Origin of the sequence: Mycobacterium triplex, assembly GCF_000689255.1 — a bacterium.
GTDB lineage: Bacteria > Actinomycetota > Actinomycetes > Mycobacteriales > Mycobacteriaceae > Mycobacterium > Mycobacterium triplex.
The window spans coordinates 4,969,679-4,987,380 of sequence record NZ_HG964446.1; the positions used below are offsets into that span (position 1 = coordinate 4,969,679).

Consider the following 17,702-nt stretch of genomic DNA (forward strand, 5'->3'; position numbering starts at 1 on the left):
TCTTGCGAGACAGTCTCCTAGAGGACTATCTCTCGGTTCGACGAGGGGAAGCCGTGATAAGTCCCGCAGATGATGTGTTTCACCAACGCACAGACGACCCATTCTGGAACGAAAGTGCATGGTTCGGCTTCAGCATTCCGGAGCGAACCCTCAACGGATTCGTGTACTTCTACCACCGCCCGAACATGAAGTACTCGTCGGGCGGGATCGCGATCTGGGATCCGACTGGGGAAGAGATGTACAACTGCCGGTATTACGACATGGGAAGTATCTTCCCGCTGGATCCGACGTGGGAGATGTACGACTTCGGGTTCCCCAACGGTCTGCATGTGCACTGCGTCGAACCCTGGAAGACGTATCGGCTGAGCTACGGCGGGAACTCCAGTTTCTACGCGGGCGCGGGCTGCGAACTCGAGCTAACTTGGGAGAGCTTCCTGCCGCCACACCAAACCGGGCAGCCCGAAGGTCAACAAGAGTGGGCGCCGGCAAGACAGCATTACGAGCAGCCTGGGCGCATGAAGGGCACGGTCAAGGTGGACGGAGAAACGTTCCATGTCGACTGCTGGTCGATGCGTGATCACTCATGGGGGGTGCGCAAGCTCGTCAACAACACGCGCGGTTACTTCCCGTGGGGGATCGCCTCCGAGAAGAGCGGCTTTCAGGTCTACGCGATGTCCGACCTGCCGCCTGAACGTGACCCGGTAACCGACACGAAGTTGCGCATTGCCGCGGGCTGGTATCTCAAGGGTGGGCGTTACGGTTCACTTTCCAACGGGACGTGCGCGACCACCATGCGTCGTGACGACGGCGCCCCGATGCGAATGGAAATGTGCGGGATTGATTCACTCGGGCGGGAGTTTAAGGCAGTCGGCAACGCCAAAGCCATACTCAGTACGGTGTTGTACCCGTGGATGTTTCAGTGGTGGGCTCAGTTTGAATGGGAGTTCGACGGCCAAATCTGCTACGGCGAAGAGATGGACTTCTTTCCCTTACAACACGCCCGGAAGTTCATCCGCTCGTTGCGGGCTTAGCCCGTTCGGAGAGAGGTCCCATGCTGTTTCCAGCCGATCAGGTACTGAAAGCCGCGAACCGCGAGGTACGCCAGCTGACCACGCTGACGGATAACCCGGGAGAGGGCTCCGCGCTGCAATGCCTCGCAGTGGCGCTACGCCTGCTCGCCATTCGCGAAAGCGGAGGTACGGGCCTCATGCGGTCCCAGATCGATCGCCTGTCCAAATGTCTAGCGTCGGTCGAAGGCCTCCTAACGCCTCCTTCCCTACAGGCCCAGTGTCGCGCGCTCTGCATCATGATCGAGGAGAACAAAGGCGCCGCCTCGCTTGGCGACGCAGAAGCGGCGTGGCGAGAGGTGATCGCCGCAACTCAGCGCCTCGCGGCGAATATCGCTGCCACATCCGATCTTCCACAAGTCGTTCGCGGCCGGATCGCCGATCTCTTTATCGACTGGGAATCCGCCGATCTCTCGGACCTGATGCCCGGGGCTAGCGACGACGTGGAAGCGGCCCCCGAGACCACGCACGAACGGTGGACCGCCTATCTACGTGATCGCTTCTCCGAGCCGGAGCTTACGGTTACGGCCTTTCGGGCCCTAGCCGGCGGCTTCGGGAAACAGACATACCTGTTCGACGTTTCGGGGAAGGCCCTCAACGGGTCCTACATCCTGCGTCGCGACCTTGCCATTGCGCTTATCGGCAACGACTGTCACCGCATCGAAAAGGAATTCGAACTCATCCGCGCGGTGCACGCGCGTGGTTTCCCTGCACCGGAAGCACTTTGGCTGGATACCGAGCACCGCCTTCTACCTGGCGGACATTTCCTGGTGATGAGGTGCGCCGCAGGTGTGGCCGGGGGCACCGTGTTCGAGCCGAACAGCCTCGTACCGCAAGACCTGGCACAGACCTTGGCGGAACTGTTGGCTCGGCTTCACACGATGCGTGGCCTCGAGGATTTCGGCCACCTGACAGAGATGATCCGTCCCGAGCTTGTGAATCGTCCGCTCAGGGACGTGGTCGGGACATACCTAACTGATTGGCGCGGGCTGTTCGCGAGGGAAGCGCACCTGCCGTCGCCCGCGATCATGGCCTTGTTTGGCTGGCTGCTGGATCATGTGCCAGTGTCGGACGGCCATCCGGTGCTTCTGCACGGGGACATCGGCTTCCACAACTTCCTGTTCGACGACGGCCGCCTCACGGCCGTGATCGATTGGGAATTCGGGCATCTCGGTGATCCCGCTGAAGATCTGGCCTACGTCCGCAACAGTCTCGGCGAGGCACTGGACTGGGCGGCGTTCATCCGCGCCTACCGAGCCGCGGGCGGACCCGTCATCGACGAGCGTCGGCTTCATTTCTTCCAGATCTGGGGGCACGTCCGTAACGCCTGCGCCGCGAACCTGGTCAGCGCCAAGTTGTACGCGAGGCAGATCGACGACCTCAAGGTGATCGCCCTCCCCCACCTTTACATTCCCCGGTTTCTTCAGGCCACGCAAGAACTTATCCGAAGCTACGAACAGCTGTCGAGCCGCTAGAGGCGGCCCAACCTCGAGCGAATGACGAACATGATCGAGGACGTGGACTCGTTCGGCGCCTTGAAAGAGTCTGCGAATACGTCGCGGCAGCTGCCGTCGATCCCCTAGCGCTCGAACAGGGCCTTGACACTCAACGCCAGGCAACCCAGCGAGGCCGATATGAACAGTGCCGCACTGAACCCCGAGATCTTGCCACGCCGGTGCGCGATGCCGGCGGCCAGGATATCGCCGACGTCGCACGCCGCGGCGACCCTCAACATCTGAGACCTCGACCGGCGTTCGGTCACCAAAGGTGCGACGGCCAGCGCAAAGTCACGAGTGCCGCCGAGCCTGAGAAAGAGCGCCGCGCTGACATCCTTGGAGACGTTCATCCCGAACAGCCTGGCGGCGGTGATCGGCATCAGCCAGCCACTCGCGCCGATCGCTGATCGCGCTGCCGCGAGAGTCGTCGTCGTCGTCAGAGCCATTGAGCACCTAGATCCTTCCCTGGGTCGCGCTCCGCGGTTGCGGGAACGCTCGTTCACATCCAGTGGTAGCTTTACTCTTAGGTTCGCGTCGCCGCAAGGAGTTACCGTGGAAGATCTCGCCATGTCTCCCGAAGAAGTCGACGACTTCTTGTCGGGCCCGCTCACCGGACAGCTGGCCACCAACGGCCCAACAATCAGACCGCTTTGGTATCAGTGGGAAGGCGGCGCCTTCTGGATCATCAGTGGCCCGTGGGCAAAACTGCATGCGCGGGTACAGAAGGACCCCAGCGTCGCGTTCTGCGTCGATGTCGGCGATTTCGACAATGGGATTGTCAAGCAAGTCATCGCCCAGGGATCCGTGCAGATCCATGACTACGACGTCGAACGTGCTCGCCGACTGCTGTACCGCTACCTGGGTTCCGACGAAGAGTCCTGGTCGGACTCACCCGATGACTACCGAGGCTACCTGCGTGACGGCGGGCCGCCGGGAGCCGTGTTCCTCCAATTGCGGCCGACGAAGCTGACCGCGTTGAACTTCAGCTACGCGCGCACCCGTACCGGAGCGTGACGCAACGACCGAGTTCGCTTGGCGGGCAAGCCAAAGCAGCGGCAGGGACTGTCGTCGCGGCGGCGGGCTTCGTCGACCGGAAGTGATACGCCGCAGTCACCTGCTTTCCTGGGCGGCGAAGCGGTCTTGCGCGCGTTCGAGGACTTCGACGGTGCCGGTGTCGCCGTCGACGCGGACGCGATCGCCGGTGCGCAGCAGGCTGCTTCCCGTGCGGGTGTTGACCACACAGGGCAGGCCGAGTTCGCGAGCGACGACCGCGGCGTGGCTCAGCGGTCCGCCGATGTCGACGACCAGCGCGCTGGACAAGAACATGATCGACGCCCAGCTGGGGTCGGTAGTGCGCGCGACGAGCACTTCGCCGGGTTCGACTTCGGCAAAGGACGGGTCGATGACGACCCGCACTTGGCCTTCGGTCACCCCGGCGCTGACGCCCAAACCGCGGATCGTCTCACCGACATCCCGCACGATCACCTTGCCGTCGGGATTCACGGTGCTGACCGTTGTGTCGGGTATCCCGCGCCAGTTGCCCGGCAGGCTCAGTGTCGCGTACTCGCGGCCGCGTTCCAGCCGACGGTTCAGCAGATTGCGCGCATCTGCCGGAAACCCGCGGGTAAGTTCATCGACGGTGAGCTGGAAGACGTCGTCGACCGAGGAGAGTTCGCCGTGTGCGACGAGGTGCTCGCCGAGTTGGCGGGCGGCGCCGCGCGCGACGTCCAGCGATTGTAAGAACGAGCGTTTGCCCACCCCGCGCAGCGGGAGTATGCGCTCGGCCAGGGTCAGCAGCAGCCGTGCCGATAGCCGCCGGCTGGGCGGCAGCGCTGCTACCACCTCTCGTTGCGCTTCGGGAAGTTGTGCGCTCGCTCGCCGCTCGCGTTGCACCGGATCCTCGGAATCCGGGCGGTCGGCGTAGCTGCTGATCATCCGCTCCAGCGGTGCGCTGTCCTCTCGCCAGACCCGGCTGGAGATCTCGCCTTCCAGTGGGCCGTGGAACCCATGGTTGGCAACCACATCGGCAACCGTCATCGCGCCCCGGGAGGCCAGCCAGATGTCGGAAACGATCGCCATCTCTGCTCCGCCGGTTCCGCTCAACGTCCCTACGTCGCCTACTCCGGCCCGCTCCACCAACTTGGTCAGCTGCACCAACATTGGCTGGACCACTGCCAGCAGCGCCAGGGAGTGCCAGGTCAGGGATTCGTCGAAGCGATCTACCGCGTCACGAAGCACCGAAACACACTCGGAGCGCGAAAGATCAGGGAGCGCAGCAATGCTCGAGCGCCACCAGGCATCGATGATCGTCGCACGGCGCCGAACCTGTCTGGGCGCGCTGATCATCGCTCGCGGAAGCCGGTAGCAGATAATCGGGTAGCGACGCATGGTCGAGGCAAAGTTCATGGTGTCGGGGACTCGGCCGAACATGTTCGCGACGAGATCCGCGCCGTCGACCCCCGGCATGCGATCACCGACGGTGGCGAGGTACTCCATGCGCAAAGCGATCCGCCCGTAGAAGGGCCGCACGATCGGCGGGAACTGACGCCGATCCGCGGCGGAGAAGATGCCCATTCGGTAGGCAACCTCACGGGGCATGCGGTCGCCGGTCCGGCCCCACATGCTCCAGCTCAATGGCGTCAGCACCCCGGGCGCGGCCTCTCCCACGTTGTCGGTGGACCAGTGCGAGTCCGCAGGATCTGGACTGTGGAGGACGTCCCAGTCCTCACCGAGCACGGGTCACTCGAATCATCAGGCAGGCAAGGGCCTGTGCCCGCATCCCGGATCTCCTTCTGGGGGTGACGTCGTGCTACCGGATAGATATGATCATGTATCTAGTGCCCTGTCAACGAACGGTCTCACTTCGCCATTGTCACTTGCCTACACCGATATTCAGCACCACGGGCTGAGTAGTTGTACTCTGCTAGATATGGGCGATGATCACGCTGCGGCCCGCCTCGGCGGTACCGTCGCCGATCCGCCCGGCCAGTTGAGACTGGTCATCTGATGACGCGGTCGTCAGGCGATACCGCCCCCGGCGGCGGCCAACGCTCCCGCCGGCCGCGGCGCAGCAGCGCCGATGTCCGCACGGCATTGATCGATTCGGCCGCGCTGGTCTTTGCCCGTCGCGGCTACAGCGGGGCCACCACGAGTGAGATCGCCAGACTCGCCAGGACTCCACCGGTGACGGTGTACCGCCAATTCGGTTCCAAGGAAGGCCTTTTCACCGCGGCGGTGGTCGAGCCGTTCCTCGGTTTCCTCACCGACTACACCGCCGAGTACCGGTCACTGATCACCGACGGCGCCGATCCGGCAATCGACCATAAAGCGATCTACGAGCCCAGCGTGGCCAGCCTCTACGACCACTTGAACTCCAAGAGCTATTCGGTGCTGGCGTTGATCTCCGCTCTCGGCGACCCCGAGGCGGCCGGCCCGGTGCGCGACGCCGTGGCCCGGATGGACGAGATGTTCGCCCGGTTCAACGAACTCAGCGTGGACCACTGGCACCGGTCCGGCCACACCTACAAAATCGAGCACGCCCAGATGTGGGTCAGGCTCATCACCGGCATGGTCATCGGAGTCACCGCCCTGGCTCCGCTGTTGCTGCCGGAGGGCCTGTACCGGCCCGGCCGCACCGAATTGATCGCGCTGATGAGCCAAATGGTGCGGGAAGGTATCGGCTGATCGCGCGGCCCATCTGAGCCGGCCGCCACTGCATTGCAACTTCGAAGAGTCAGGAGCTGATCATCGACCTGGGAAACCCTTACGGTGTTGAACCGGCGGACGACCTGCTGGTGGTTCCCGACGACCGCGCGCCAGGGTGGAGCGAAAACCTTGTGTGCGTGGGAAACGACCTATCGAGCGGGATCTCGTTCTATGCCCACTTCTCTCGGGTCGCGCCCGACCCCGCAGTCTGGGAGGGCGTGCTGTGTCTGCACCTGGCGAACGGCGACATCCTGGTGTCCCGATCCTTCGCCAGTTCCCGCACCCGCGATCTCGCTGATGCCGGCGCGATCTCTTTCCGCTGTGTCGAGCCGTGCCAGACCTGGCGGCTGCGGTTCGACGGCATGGCGCGACGGGTGACCACCAAGCGGCTCGCCGTGGGTCTGCACACCGACGGACCGGTGGAACCGCTGCGGATGGACATCACGGCCCGCGCGGTGCTGCCGCCCTGGAGTGCCGGCAGCATCGTCGGTCAGGACTTCGGGCACATGCACACCGAGCAGGCGATGCAACTCGACGGGGCGGTCACCATCGCCGGTCTGACCACCAACTTCTCCGCTCGGGGATTCCGCGACCACAGCCGCGGGTTCCGCGATCACAGCAAGCTCGCCAGGGAAGGCTGGTCGTTCGGGTTCACCCCCAGCGGCAAGGTCTACTTCGGGGTACGGATCTGGCAGGACGACGGGCCCGGCTTTACCGCCGGAATGCTGTTCGACGGCAAGACGATTCACGATGTCAGCGCCATGGAAGTTCCACCGGTGACAAGTCCGTCCGGCGACCCCCGTGAGGTGCAGATCAGCTTGGGCGGTGACTTCGGCACCGTGACCGTCTCCGGGCAGGTGACGGCGGCGACCCCATTTACGTTGCTGCACCCCATCGGCCAAGCCCTGGGCGTCGACGTCGACGACCCGGCCGCAACAATGCTCGTCGAAGGGCCTCTCGTCTTCGAATGGGACGACGAACGAGGTTACGGCTGGCTCGAACGCCTCGCCCGAATCCGCGACCTGCCTCGGTGAACACCGCAGCCGACGGCCTTCGATCGAGCAAGCCCCAAGCAGAGGCCTCGAAAACCCCACCGTCACAAGAGGTTAGACGGAGTACTGTTGCGCAAGGCGGGCCCTCCAGGCTTTGATCTCTCCCGCGAAGTCGTAGCCATCGTGGCGCAGGGCTGACCTGAAGCACAGGCCGATTGCGTAAGACACGAAGATCTCGGCCTCGCGCGCGGGGTCGAGGTCGTTTCTGACCGAGCCGTCGGATTGACCCGCAGCGAAGTGGTCGGTGAGTTCTGCCTCATAGTCGGCAATAAGGCGGTCAAACCAACCGGCGAAGCCCTGCAACGCGGCCGGTGTCTCGAAGGTGAGCACGATCATCGCCCGCATCGTTTCGGGTTCGCGCTCTACCGCGTCCAGAAGATCGTCGAGCTGACTGAGCACACGGTCCAGCCCGGTGCCACCGCGCTCGCGCCGCATGGCGGGAAGCAAAAGATCGGCGAAGGTATCGAAAACCGACTGCAGCAAGGCGTCTTTGGAGCCGTAGCGGTCCCGCACCATGTTGCGGCTGAAACCGGCGTTGATGCCGATCTCGACGGCCGTCGTCCGCTCGTAGCCCTGCCGGGCGAACAGCTGGATCGCCGACGCGATCAGGGCAAGCGTCGACTCCTCGACGCGCTCCTGATTCGTCCTCGACCGACGCTTGATCGCACTGGACACGCCACGAGTGTACGACGTTTCTGTCGACAGACAGATATTTATCTGTTCATCGACAGATAGATCTGTTACCGTGGTCACATGCTGGATGAACGCCCGTTCACGGCAGCCAAGCCGACGGGGGTCGGCGTGGCTGGCCCGGATCCGGTCGCGGCGCAACGCACGTGGGCCAAGATCTGGATCGTCCACGGCTTTCTGTGGCTGGCCCTGATCGCCTACTGCTGGACGATGTGGATCGTCAGCGGGGACTTCACGCCCAACACGCTCGGGCGCGGCCTGGAGCCGACCTGGTACGTGGTGCTGGTGCGCTGCGTCGAAGTGATCTTCGGCATCTTCATCACCGGCTGGATACTTTGGCACTTCGTCATCGGGCCGAAGCTGCGCACCGGCCGCTTCAGCTTTGACGGTCTGTTCTTCCTCGCCGGCTGGCTGATGTTTTTCCAGGAGCCGTGGATCGATTGGACCACTTACCAATTCCAATACGCCACCACGTTCGTCAATTTCGGGAGCTGGCTGTCGCACATCCCGGGATGGAGCTCGGGCAACGGGCAACTGATCCCCGTGCCGATGGTGTATTTCACCGCGTACCTCTGGATGTGCGCGATGTCGGGCTATGCCGGATCCCGGTACATGACCTATCAGCGTCGGAAAGACCCGTCGCGCAGCGTGTTTCGACTCATCTTGCAGACCTACGGCGTGATGATCATCGGCGACTTCATCGTCGAGTTGATCATGACGAGGACGGGGCTGATCAGCTACTCGTCTACCATCCCGTGGCTGACGCTATTTGCCGGCACCGATCACCAGTTCCCACTGTATGAGCCGCTGAGCTGGCCGGGGACGTTCATCATCCTGAGCTGCCTGCACTTCTTCCGCGATGACCGTGGCCGGTCCTGGCCCGAACGCGGCATCGACAAGTTGAAGTTCAAACGCGAGGGCACCAAGACCTTCGCCAGGTTCTGCGCGATCGCCGGCGCCGCACAATTGGCGATCTTGATCGCGTTCAACTTTCCGTACTGGTTCTACGCGTTGCATTCCGGTCCGATGCCCCAACCGCATATCGAACGAACCTGGCGCAACGGCGGGGTGTGTGGACCGACCACCGCGTTCAATTGCCCGGATCCTAAGCTGCCGATCTCGCGTCAGTCGGCACCGGATCGCCCCGAGCTCTTACCGGAAAGGCGTCGATGACAGAGCACAGCACGGCCGCCGTGATCGGGGGCGGAATCGCTGGGATGGCGGCCGCCTACGAACTGATGAAGGCCGGTTTCCGCGTCACGGTATTCGAAACCCGCGATCGGGTGGGCGGGCGGATCTGGACCGTGCGCAAGGGCGATTTCGTGATGGATCTAGGCACCGCCGTATACCTCGGGACCTACCAGGAAGCGGTCGCGATGATCCACGAGGTCGGCCTGACCAACGAGTTCGTAGAAACGCCGGTGATTTTCGGCATGCCACGGCAGGGCAGGCAGCACTATCTCGATCTCGCACGACCCATCCGGGCAAGCCTACGCACGCAGGTCATTTCCTGGCCCGCCAAGATCAAGGCCCTGCGGCTGTTCGCAGATGTCTTCAAGCACCGGGCCAGCCTCGGCTACGACACCTATGACGAGCTAGCCGAGATCGACAACGAAACCGTGTACGACTACAGCCAGCGGGTGCTCAACGACGAACTCGCCCGCTACATTTCCGCCCCGTTGGTCAGCGGCACCTGGGTGCACGAAGACCACGACACCTCGGTGGCCCTGCTGCACTGGACGGTGCGCAACATGCTGGTCAAATCGGTGTTCAACCTGACATCCGGGGTGGCCGGACTGCCGGTGAAGTTGGCGACGCTGGTCGACACGAAGCTCGAGCACACGGTCAGCAACGTCACCGACAACGGTACGGCCGTCGAAGTCACCTACACGACACCGTCATCGGGCGAACAGACCCAGACCTTTGACACCGCCGTCATCGCGACGACGGCCCAACCCGCGCTGGGCATGTATCCGCAGATGGACGAAAACCACCGCAATCTGTACGAAACCGCGCGATACCACCGGTTAGGCAATGTCTCACTTGGGTTTTCGGCGCGACCAAACGACCCGGGGACCTTCTCGATGGTCTCGCCCTACGACGATCCCGACACCATCGCGGTGATCGCCGACCACAACAAGGCGCCGGGCCGGGCGCCGCGCGGCAAGGGCCTCATCTCGGTGCTGCTGTCACCCGCCTACCTCAACCGCACCGACGATCGCGACGACGACTACTTGGTCGACCACGCACTGGAGCGGGTCAAGTACTACTACGGCAAGCTCCCCGGCGACCTCGAGCAGCACGCGCTGTTCCGCTGGCCCGAATCCGTTCCGGTCCTCGACAAAGGTCGCTTCAAACGAATAGCCGACTTCCGCAAGAAGATCGACCGCGGGTCACGTGTGCAGTTCGCCAGCGACCTGGACCGCATCCCCGGTCTCAACGGAGGGCTGGTCAGCGGTAAGGAAGCGGCCGCTCGTGTCTCGGCTCTGTTCTCCGACAGAGTCACCGGCGGCGCCGGTCGGTCGCGGCTCATCGGTAGCCCGAGACTATGAGCCCGCAATGACCAGCGCAACGCTGGCGATGGACCAACCCCCTTGGGAAATAACGACTCCCGCCACACCTCAAGCGATCATTACGACCGTGCTTGCCGTTGTGGTAGCAGGATTCGTCATCGCCGCGCTGGTCAGCTGGTATCGCACGAAGCAGCCGGCCTTTCTGTTGTTACTGGCGGGCGGGTACATCTGCTCATTCAACGAGCCGCTGATCGACTTCCTATGTCATTGCTTCTTTCCGGCCGACGGATGGATAGGCCACACCGTGTTCAACCGGTCGATCCCGATCTGGGTGATCCTGGCGTACGTGGTGTTCTATGGCGGTCTCACCCATGTGCTGTCGGCGGCCTTCAAAAACGGGGTCACCCGCCGGACGTTGCGGATCAGCATCGGAATCTGGGGGGCACTCAATCTCGCGATGGAAATCCCGCTGCTGCAGTCGAAACTCTATGTCTACTACGGCGATCAGCCGTTCCTGGTGGGTGGCTTCCCGCTGAGCCAGCTGGTGTTCAACGCGTTCGGGTCACTGCTGGGTGCGGTCGTCATCACCCGGCTCTCGTGGTTTTTCACCGGCAGTCGCCGACTGCTTCTGCTCGCGGTCCCGTTCGTGACGTTCATGTCGTCGTGGGCGGTGGGCATGCCGCTCTTCCTGGTACTCGGCACGGATGCAAGCCACGGCGTGCGGATGCTCGCCGCGGCCGTGAGCACGACACTGGGCCTGCTCGCAATCGACACCTTGATCCGCCTCGGCACCGGGCAATTACGACTGCTGCCCCCGGTTCCGGTGGCGCCGAACCCGACCGAGCGTTCGCCGGGAACCGACTTCGAGCGCAGCGCCGTCAATGCATAGCCCGGGAGAACAGGAGTGCTGGCCATGAGGACCTCGATAGTTGCGATTGCCCAACCCCCGTGGGAGATGACCACCCCGACGACCGCGCAAGCGATCATCACCGGGATCCTCGCCGTGGTCGTGGCGGGCTTTGTGATCGCCGCCCTGGTCGACTGGAAGCGCTCCGGGTCACCGGCCTTCCTGCTGATGTTGGTCGGTGGCTACGTCTGCTCATTCAATGAGGCGACGGTCGACGTGCTGGGCCATTGCTTCTTCCCGCTGGACGGGGTGCTCGGCTACACCGCCTTCGGCAGGGGTGTGCCGGTGTGGGTGGTGCTGGCGTACATCGTCTTCTTCGGCGGGCTGTCCTATGTGATGGCGCTGGCGTTCAAGCGCGGCGCCAGCCGCCGCGCGATGTGGTCCGGGATCGCGATTTTCGGTGTGCTCAACGTCTTACTCGAGTTACCGATGCTGGGCGCCAAGTTGTACGTGTACTACGGGGACCAACCCTTCGCGATCGGTGGCTTCCCGGTCAGTTGGCTGGTGATCAACAGCCTGGGATCACTGTTCGGCGCGGTGGTGGTCGTCCGCTTGTCGTGGTTGTTCACCGGTGCGCGGCAGTTGTTGCTGGTGCTGGTGCCGTTCGCGACGTACATGGCATCTTGGGTGCTGGCGATGCCGCACTTCGCGATCACCAACACCGACATGCCCAGCGGTGTGCGAATGGCGGCGGCAGCACTCAGCATGGCGCTCGGGGTCATCGCGATCGACGGTCTCATCCGGATCGGAACCGGTCAGTGGCGGCTGCTACCCCCACCAACTTTCGATGCGTCCACCGAGGACCGAATGCATGCCTTCTCGCGCGCGTAACAAATCGGAACGATCGTTACTCGAACATCTTGAGGCGCCGACGATGAGCACATCTAATTCCCTGGTATTTACGGCGTCAACCCGACTCACCTAGGATTCACATCATGGAAACGTTCGATTACATCGTAGTCGGGGCGGGGCACAACGGGCTCTGCGCGGCGGCGACCCTTGCTGAGCAAGGCCGCTCCGTCTGTGTCGTCGAGCGGCTGTCGGTACTCGGCGGTCTTTCGGCAAGCTACCCGTACCTGGAGGATGCGCCGGAGCACAAGCTGAGCATCGGGGCGATGGATGACCTTTTCATGGCCCAGACACCGCTGGCCCGTGAGATGCGCCTGGCCGACTTCGGCTATGACACGGTTCCCCTCGCGCACCCGTACGGCTGGATGAACGAGGACGGCGACACGCTGCTGCTGTGGTGCGATTTCGCCCGCGCGCTCGAGGACATCCGGTACTTCTCCCCCAAGGACGCCCGCACCTACGAGCAGCTTCGCGGACCGATCGACTGGATCATGGATCTGATCGACATCCTCACCGTCCAGGACCCGTCCGCCTGGGGCAAGGTCGATTTCGCCAAGTACCTGTTGCGGCACCGGCCCGATCGGGCCACCCGCCGCTTCATCGGCAGCATGCTGGCGCTCAATGTCTTCGAACTGATCTCGGAAACCTTTGAGTCCGACGCCATGCGTGGGATGTGGGCCTACTGGTCTTCGATGGTGGGGCCCGCGGACGCCATCGGCTCGGGCGCCTACTTCCTGGGTTTCGCCGGCGTACACCGCCACCTCGGTGTCCAGCGCCCTCGGGGCGGCATGACAAACCTGGTCCAAGCCTTCAAAGGCAAGCTGGAAAGCCACGGTGGCGTCGTGCGGCTGGGCAACGGCGTCAAGCAAATCCTCGTCGATGCCGGACGTGCGACCGGCGTCCTACTCGAAGACGGCACCGAACTCCGCAGCCGGCGCGGGGTCGTCTCGAACGCGGCGGCACAAGTCACCCTTGGCAAGCTCGTCCCGCAGGACCAGCTGAGCCGCGAAGACCGCAACAGGGTCGCGCTGATCCCGGCGAATTCGGTCAACGCCGCCGCGTTCAAGATCGACGTTGCGACGTCGGGCCGGATCGGTTACCCGAAAGCCGAAGCGGCCCGGGCCAAGCGGGACGGTGAAGACATCCGCACCACCACCTTCATGACCGGAACGCTCGAGGATCACATCGAGCAGATGTATGCGATGAAGCGCGGGGTCAATGTGGACACACCGCCGGTCTACATGGCCATCCTGTCGGCGCCGGATCGATCGATCGCATCCGCCGAGGGCGACGTGCTTTACCTGCATTCGAATGTGCCCGGCTATCCGAGTAACGGGTGGGGCGTCAATAAAGACGCCTACACAGAACAGATCTGGAAGTCAGGGCTGCGTTTCCTTGGCGGTCTAGAGACCGAGATCGGGCGGATCGTGTCGACCCCGCAAGATCTGGAGACCCGCTTTGCCGCACCGGCCGGCGCGTACTTCCATGTCGACATGCTGGTTACCCGGTTGGGCAAGAATCGCCCCGCGCACGGCCTCGGCGGCTACGACACCCCGATCAAGGCCCTGTACCAGACCGGCGCCGGGACCCATCCGACCGGCGGGGTAGTCGGGTGGCCGGGACGGCTGGCAGCCCAGCACGCACTACGCAACGAATAGACATAGCAAGGCAATTCGACCCGATTTAGGAGAACGACCGATGCCTAACATGAACCTGACAGCCCAACGGCTGTGCGTATGGTGCGGTCCGGTCATGATCGCGATTTGGGCGTCGGCGTTTACCTTCCTCTGCCACTTCATCCCTCCGCCGAGCCCCGCCAAATCCCGTGCCGCCCTGATCGCTCAGTTCAGTGACCACACCAACCTGATCCGGCTGGGCCTGGTGATCAGCCTTTTCTCGTGCGCACTGCTGGTGCCGTTTTGTGCGGTGATCGCCGCCCAGATGCGACGGATGGAAGGAGTGCGGTCGGTTCTTGCCGAGTCGCAGCTGGTGTCCGGCGGTCTGCTGTGCGTCGAGTTCCTGTTGCCTTTCGCGATCTGGCAGACCGCGCTGTACCGCCTCCACGAATGGAGCCCCGAAACCGTTCAGATGCTCAATGACATGGCTTGGTTGATGTTCCTCGGGATCATCTCCTCGGCCTGCATCCAGGTCGCGTCGCTGGGTGTCGCGATTCTGCTCGACAAAGGCGCCAAACCGGTCTTCCCGCGCTGGGCAGGCTATTTCAACATCTGGGTCGCGATGATCTGGGTGCCCGCGGCAATCATCCCCTTCTTCAAGACAGGCCCCCTGGCCTGGAACGGGATCTTCGCCTGGTGGGTCCCACTGTGCGTCTACTTCAGTTGGTTCGTCCTGATGGTCGTGCTGCTGCTGCGTGCCATCGGCGATGACGAACGCACACAGGAACAGGCCAAGATGAATGACTGGCTCACCGGTGACAGATCTGAGCTGGCAAGCCCGAAATTGACCTGACCGCAACGCTGCTCGCGATAGGGACGGAAAGAGGCCGCGTGCCTGGCGAACTCAGAGGAACCGTTGCGGTCGTCGGTGCCGGGCTGGCGGGGTTGACCGCCGCCTATCGGCTCCAGCAGCGCGGCTTCGACGTCACGGTGTTCGAATCACGCGACCGAGTCGGCGGTCGGGTATGGACGGTCCGCAACGGCGACTACATCATGGATCTGGGCGCCGCGTTCTACCTCGGCACCTATCGCGAATCGATCGACTTGATTTACGAGCTCGGCCTCGGCCCGCTGTTCACCGAGGTTCCGGTATGGGGTGCGATGCCGAAGCGGGGTGACAAGCACCTGCTCGACTACGGCAAGCTGCTCCGCACCGGATTGACCACCCGCGCATTGTCGGCGCGCAGCAAGATCAAGGCCCTGAAGTTGCTGCGCCCCATGCTCAAAGCCAGGGGCAGCCTCGGTTACCACAGCTACGACCAGGTCGCCCTGTTGGATACCGAAACGGTGCGCGAGTATTTCCGCCGCGAACTCAATGACGAATTGCTGCAATGGGCGGGCAGACCATTGGTCAGCAGCACCTGGGTCGCCGACGATGACGACACCTCAATCGCGTTGCTGCTGTGGACGATACGCAACATGCTCGTCAGCACGATGTACAACCTCCGCCCCGGCGTCAGTGGACTGCCCGAGGAACTCGCCCGGCGGCTTCGGGTCCGGCTGGGGCACCCGGTGGCCAACGTCGCCGACATCGGAGCAGGCGTAGAGGTCACTTTCACGCCCGAGAGCGGCGGCAGTCAACGAACCGAGACCTTCGACGCGTGCGTCATCGCCACTCAGGCCCACTATGCGTTGACGATGTTTCCCCAAATGGACGACAACCACCGGGCGCTGTACGAGACAACCCGCTACCGGCGACTCGGCAGCGTCTGTCTCGGGTTGTCGCGACGCCCGAAAGATCCGGCGACCTATTACATGGTGTCGCCGCACGAGGACCCCGATACGATCGCGGTGATCGCCGATCACGCCAAGGCACCCGGCCGGGCACCCGAAGACAAGGGTCTGCTGACCGTGCTGCTCTCACACGAATACTTAGAGCGCACACTAGATCTCAGCGACGAGGACGTATTGGAGTACGCGATAGATCGGGCCCGCTGCTACTACGGCGATGTCGTCGACAGCCTCGAGGAACACGCCGTCGCGCGCTGGCCCGAATCCGTCCCGGTGATGGACAAAGGCCGATTCGCGCGAATCGCGGATTTTCAGAAGCACCTCGACTGGACTGCACGTGTCCAGTTCGCGTCGGACCTGGACCGAATCTCCGGTCTCAACGGCGCACTGGTAAGCGGTCAGGAAGCGGCGAATCGCATCATGAACGCCGTGTTGGCGCCCCGCTCGCAGCCGATCCTGGTCGGGGAGCCGAGCTGATCAACCGATCTGCAACCACAGTTCCTGGAAGTGCAGCGTCCCGCACGGCCATCCGACCGTCGGCTCCGCCAAGACCGAGCACGTCGGGATCCGCCGATTCCATTCCTCGATGATCAGACGCAGTTCCAGGCGGGCCAGGTGTGAGCCCAGGCAGCGGTGCGGCCCCCGGCCGAAGGTGAAGTGATTGTTCCGCCTCTGGTGCATTACGTCGGCGTCGGGATAGCGTTCGGGGTCGCGATTGGCGGTCCCCAGCCCCAGCCAGCACCGTGATCCCGCCGGGATCGTCACACCCGCGACGGTGACCTCGGCGGTGGTCATCCGAGGGACATAAGGAACCGGGGGGTTGATGCGCAAGACCTCTTCGATGAAGTGCGTAATCGCTTCGTCTTCATCGGCCAGCGTCGAGCGTAACGCGGGATTTCGGGCCAGCTCGTAGAGCGCGAATCCCGTTGCCGCGGTGACGGTATCCAGCCCCGCGATGAGGAACAGGAAACACAGCCCGATGATTTCCTGGTCGGTCAGCGCGCCTTCGGTCGGGTCGGAAAGCAGTTGGCCCAGCAGGTCATCAGCCCCGGTGCGGCGCCTATCGGCGAGATGCCCGTTCAGATAGTTCATGAGCTCGGCGCCTCGCGCCAAGGTCTCCGGCGACGGCTCCAACCCCTCGGCGGCGGAGAACGCCAAAACCGCGTCTTTCCAGCCGATCAGGACGTCCCGGTCGGCGAGTGGCAGACCGAACAGCGTCAAGAAGACCTGGGAGGGAAACGGAACCGCGAGTGCACTCATGACCTCAGCGCTACCGCCGGATGCCGCGATCTGATCGATCAGCTCGCCCACCTGCTTGCGCAACTCGGCTGCGCGTTCGGCCATCCGGCGGGGGCCGAAGAACTTGTCCAGCACCCGCCGAAACCGGGTGTGCTCGGGCGGGTCGAAAGCGATCGGCACCATAGGAAATGGGCTGCCCACCAGATCGAAAGCGCCAAATGACGAAAACAGCTCCGGATGAGTGGCCGCCTCCTCGACGACATCGGCGCCGCTGATGAAGTACACGCCGGCATCGGACACCGCGACCTTTCCGGGCGCTAGGAGCATGTGCCAGGCCGACTCGCGGTCCTGAGCAAAGGGCAAAGTCTCCAGCGCGGGTAGCGCCGGGCAGCCGACCTCCATGACAGCTCCTCCGACTCATTACCACAATTAATCAGGGTTAAATTTTAGGGTGAGTTAGTGTCGCTGTACTTGAGTATCACACACGCATCTAATAGAGATTTTGTGACCTAGATCACAATCTGGACGCTCCGGCGATCGCCGCATCGACGCCGCCGGAAAGACACATCGGCATCGTTGACAGACATAATTTATAGCCGTACTGTCTCAAAATAGTCGCAGTGTACACGCGTCGGGGCCGTCGGCAGAGGCAGCAAGGCCCAAACCGCTGGGCACTACGACGAACACGCGTAAGTGATCGTTAACGCACCCTCAAAATGGAAGACATGCAAGAACAACGAGTCGACACCCGCCATCGCTGTCCGAAGCCGGTTATTA

16 protein-coding genes are annotated in these 17,702 nt (G+C 63.2%); 12 read left to right on the forward strand and 4 right to left on the reverse strand.

All coding sequences use genetic code 11. The features are described from left to right. Positions 1-53 precede the first annotated feature (53 nt). On the forward strand, positions 54-1,031 hold the full coding sequence (locus BN973_RS22935) for a DUF7065 domain-containing protein (protein WP_139830317.1): 978 nt from the start codon (positions 54-56) through the stop codon (positions 1,029-1,031). 20 nt (positions 1,032-1,051) lie between these two features. Next, a complete protein-coding gene (locus BN973_RS22940; RefSeq protein ID WP_036471013.1) occupies positions 1,052-2,542 on the forward strand; it encodes a phosphotransferase family protein in 1,491 nt (496 codons plus the stop codon). A gap of 104 nt (positions 2,543-2,646) precedes the next feature. Here the strand turns inward: BN973_RS22940 and BN973_RS22945 are convergent, their stop codons facing one another. After that, a complete protein-coding gene (locus BN973_RS22945) occupies positions 2,647-3,009 on the reverse strand; it encodes a hypothetical protein (protein WP_139830316.1) in 363 nt (120 codons plus the stop codon). Between the two features lie 106 nt (positions 3,010-3,115). Between BN973_RS22945 and BN973_RS22950 the strand changes: the two genes are divergently transcribed. Then, entirely contained in the window at positions 3,116-3,577 is a 462-nt protein-coding gene (locus tag BN973_RS22950) for a pyridoxamine 5'-phosphate oxidase family protein (RefSeq protein ID WP_197747372.1), read from the forward strand. A gap of 96 nt (positions 3,578-3,673) precedes the next feature. Here BN973_RS22950 and BN973_RS22955 read toward each other — a convergent pair whose 3' ends face one another. Beyond that, positions 3,674-5,299: a PEP-utilizing enzyme gene (locus BN973_RS22955; RefSeq protein WP_036471015.1), complete on the reverse strand. Its 1,626-nt coding sequence runs from the start codon at positions 5,297-5,299 to the stop codon at positions 3,674-3,676. 270 nt (positions 5,300-5,569) lie between these two features. On the opposite strand from BN973_RS22955, the gene BN973_RS30060 reads away from it, so the two are divergent. Further along, the gene (locus BN973_RS30060) at positions 5,570-6,247 is read left to right on the forward strand and encodes a TetR/AcrR family transcriptional regulator (protein WP_051641430.1); all 678 of its coding nucleotides are present in this window, start codon (positions 5,570-5,572) and stop codon (positions 6,245-6,247) included. A 158-nt stretch (positions 6,248-6,405) separates the two neighbouring features. Continuing rightward, complete coding sequence (locus BN973_RS22965) at positions 6,406-7,302, forward strand: DUF7064 domain-containing protein (RefSeq protein ID WP_036471016.1); 897 nt, start codon at positions 6,406-6,408, stop codon at positions 7,300-7,302. A gap of 72 nt (positions 7,303-7,374) precedes the next feature. Here the strand turns inward: BN973_RS22965 and BN973_RS30065 are convergent, their stop codons facing one another. Further along, complete coding sequence (locus tag BN973_RS30065) at positions 7,375-7,995, reverse strand: TetR/AcrR family transcriptional regulator (protein WP_051641431.1); 621 nt, start codon at positions 7,993-7,995, stop codon at positions 7,375-7,377. A 78-nt stretch (positions 7,996-8,073) separates the two neighbouring features. Here BN973_RS30065 and BN973_RS22975 point away from each other — a divergent pair, with 78 nt between their 5' ends. The 7 genes from BN973_RS22975 (at position 8,074) to BN973_RS23005 (ending at position 16,163) form a co-directional block, all read left to right on the forward strand. Then, a complete protein-coding gene (locus BN973_RS22975) occupies positions 8,074-9,183 on the forward strand; it encodes a spirocyclase AveC family protein (RefSeq protein WP_036471017.1) in 1,110 nt (369 codons plus the stop codon). Further along, a complete protein-coding gene (locus BN973_RS22980) occupies positions 9,180-10,562 on the forward strand; it encodes a protoporphyrinogen/coproporphyrinogen oxidase (protein WP_036471018.1) in 1,383 nt (460 codons plus the stop codon). Before BN973_RS22975 ends, BN973_RS22980 begins: the two co-directional genes overlap by 4 nt. A 7-nt stretch (positions 10,563-10,569) precedes the next feature. Then, a complete protein-coding gene (locus BN973_RS22985; protein ID WP_139830315.1) occupies positions 10,570-11,412 on the forward strand; it encodes a hypothetical protein in 843 nt (280 codons plus the stop codon). Between the two features lie 24 nt (positions 11,413-11,436). Next, positions 11,437-12,261, forward strand: a complete 825-nt coding sequence (locus BN973_RS22990; RefSeq protein WP_139830314.1) for a hypothetical protein — start codon at positions 11,437-11,439, stop codon at positions 12,259-12,261. A gap of 104 nt (positions 12,262-12,365) precedes the next feature. Continuing rightward, positions 12,366-13,937, forward strand: a complete 1,572-nt coding sequence (locus tag BN973_RS22995; RefSeq protein WP_036471021.1) for a phytoene desaturase family protein — start codon at positions 12,366-12,368, stop codon at positions 13,935-13,937. Between the two features lie 40 nt (positions 13,938-13,977). Continuing rightward, on the forward strand, positions 13,978-14,748 hold the full coding sequence (locus tag BN973_RS23000) for a hypothetical protein (RefSeq protein WP_139830313.1): 771 nt from the start codon (positions 13,978-13,980) through the stop codon (positions 14,746-14,748). A gap of 38 nt (positions 14,749-14,786) precedes the next feature. Beyond that, on the forward strand, positions 14,787-16,163 hold the full coding sequence (locus tag BN973_RS23005; RefSeq protein WP_169718245.1) for a protoporphyrinogen/coproporphyrinogen oxidase: 1,377 nt from the start codon (positions 14,787-14,789) through the stop codon (positions 16,161-16,163). Here BN973_RS23005 and BN973_RS23010 read toward each other — a convergent pair whose 3' ends face one another. Further along, on the reverse strand, positions 16,164-17,327 hold the full coding sequence (locus BN973_RS23010; protein ID WP_036471024.1) for a cytochrome P450: 1,164 nt from the start codon (positions 17,325-17,327) through the stop codon (positions 16,164-16,166). It lies immediately after the preceding gene. Between the last annotated feature and the right edge of the window lie 375 nt (positions 17,328-17,702).

Coding starts and splice junctions, on each gene's coding strand:
- BN973_RS23010 (WP_036471024.1), bottom strand. CDS start 17,327: ATGGAGGTCGGCTGCCCGGCGCTACCCGCGCTGGAGACTTTGCCCTTT.
- BN973_RS30060 (WP_051641430.1), top strand. CDS start 5,570: ATGACGCGGTCGTCAGGCGATACCGCCCCCGGCGGCGGCCAACGCTCC.
- BN973_RS22980 (WP_036471018.1), top strand. CDS start 9,180: ATGACAGAGCACAGCACGGCCGCCGTGATCGGGGGCGGAATCGCTGGG.
- BN973_RS22990 (WP_139830314.1), top strand. CDS start 11,437: ATGAGGACCTCGATAGTTGCGATTGCCCAACCCCCGTGGGAGATGACC.
- BN973_RS22975 (WP_036471017.1), top strand. CDS start 8,074: ATGCTGGATGAACGCCCGTTCACGGCAGCCAAGCCGACGGGGGTCGGC.
- BN973_RS22995 (WP_036471021.1), top strand. CDS start 12,366: ATGGAAACGTTCGATTACATCGTAGTCGGGGCGGGGCACAACGGGCTC.
- BN973_RS22940 (WP_036471013.1), top strand. CDS start 1,052: ATGCTGTTTCCAGCCGATCAGGTACTGAAAGCCGCGAACCGCGAGGTA.
- BN973_RS22985 (WP_139830315.1), top strand. CDS start 10,570: ATGACCAGCGCAACGCTGGCGATGGACCAACCCCCTTGGGAAATAACG.
- BN973_RS22945 (WP_139830316.1), bottom strand. CDS start 3,009: ATGGCTCTGACGACGACGACGACTCTCGCGGCAGCGCGATCAGCGATC.
- BN973_RS23000 (WP_139830313.1), top strand. CDS start 13,978: ATGCCTAACATGAACCTGACAGCCCAACGGCTGTGCGTATGGTGCGGT.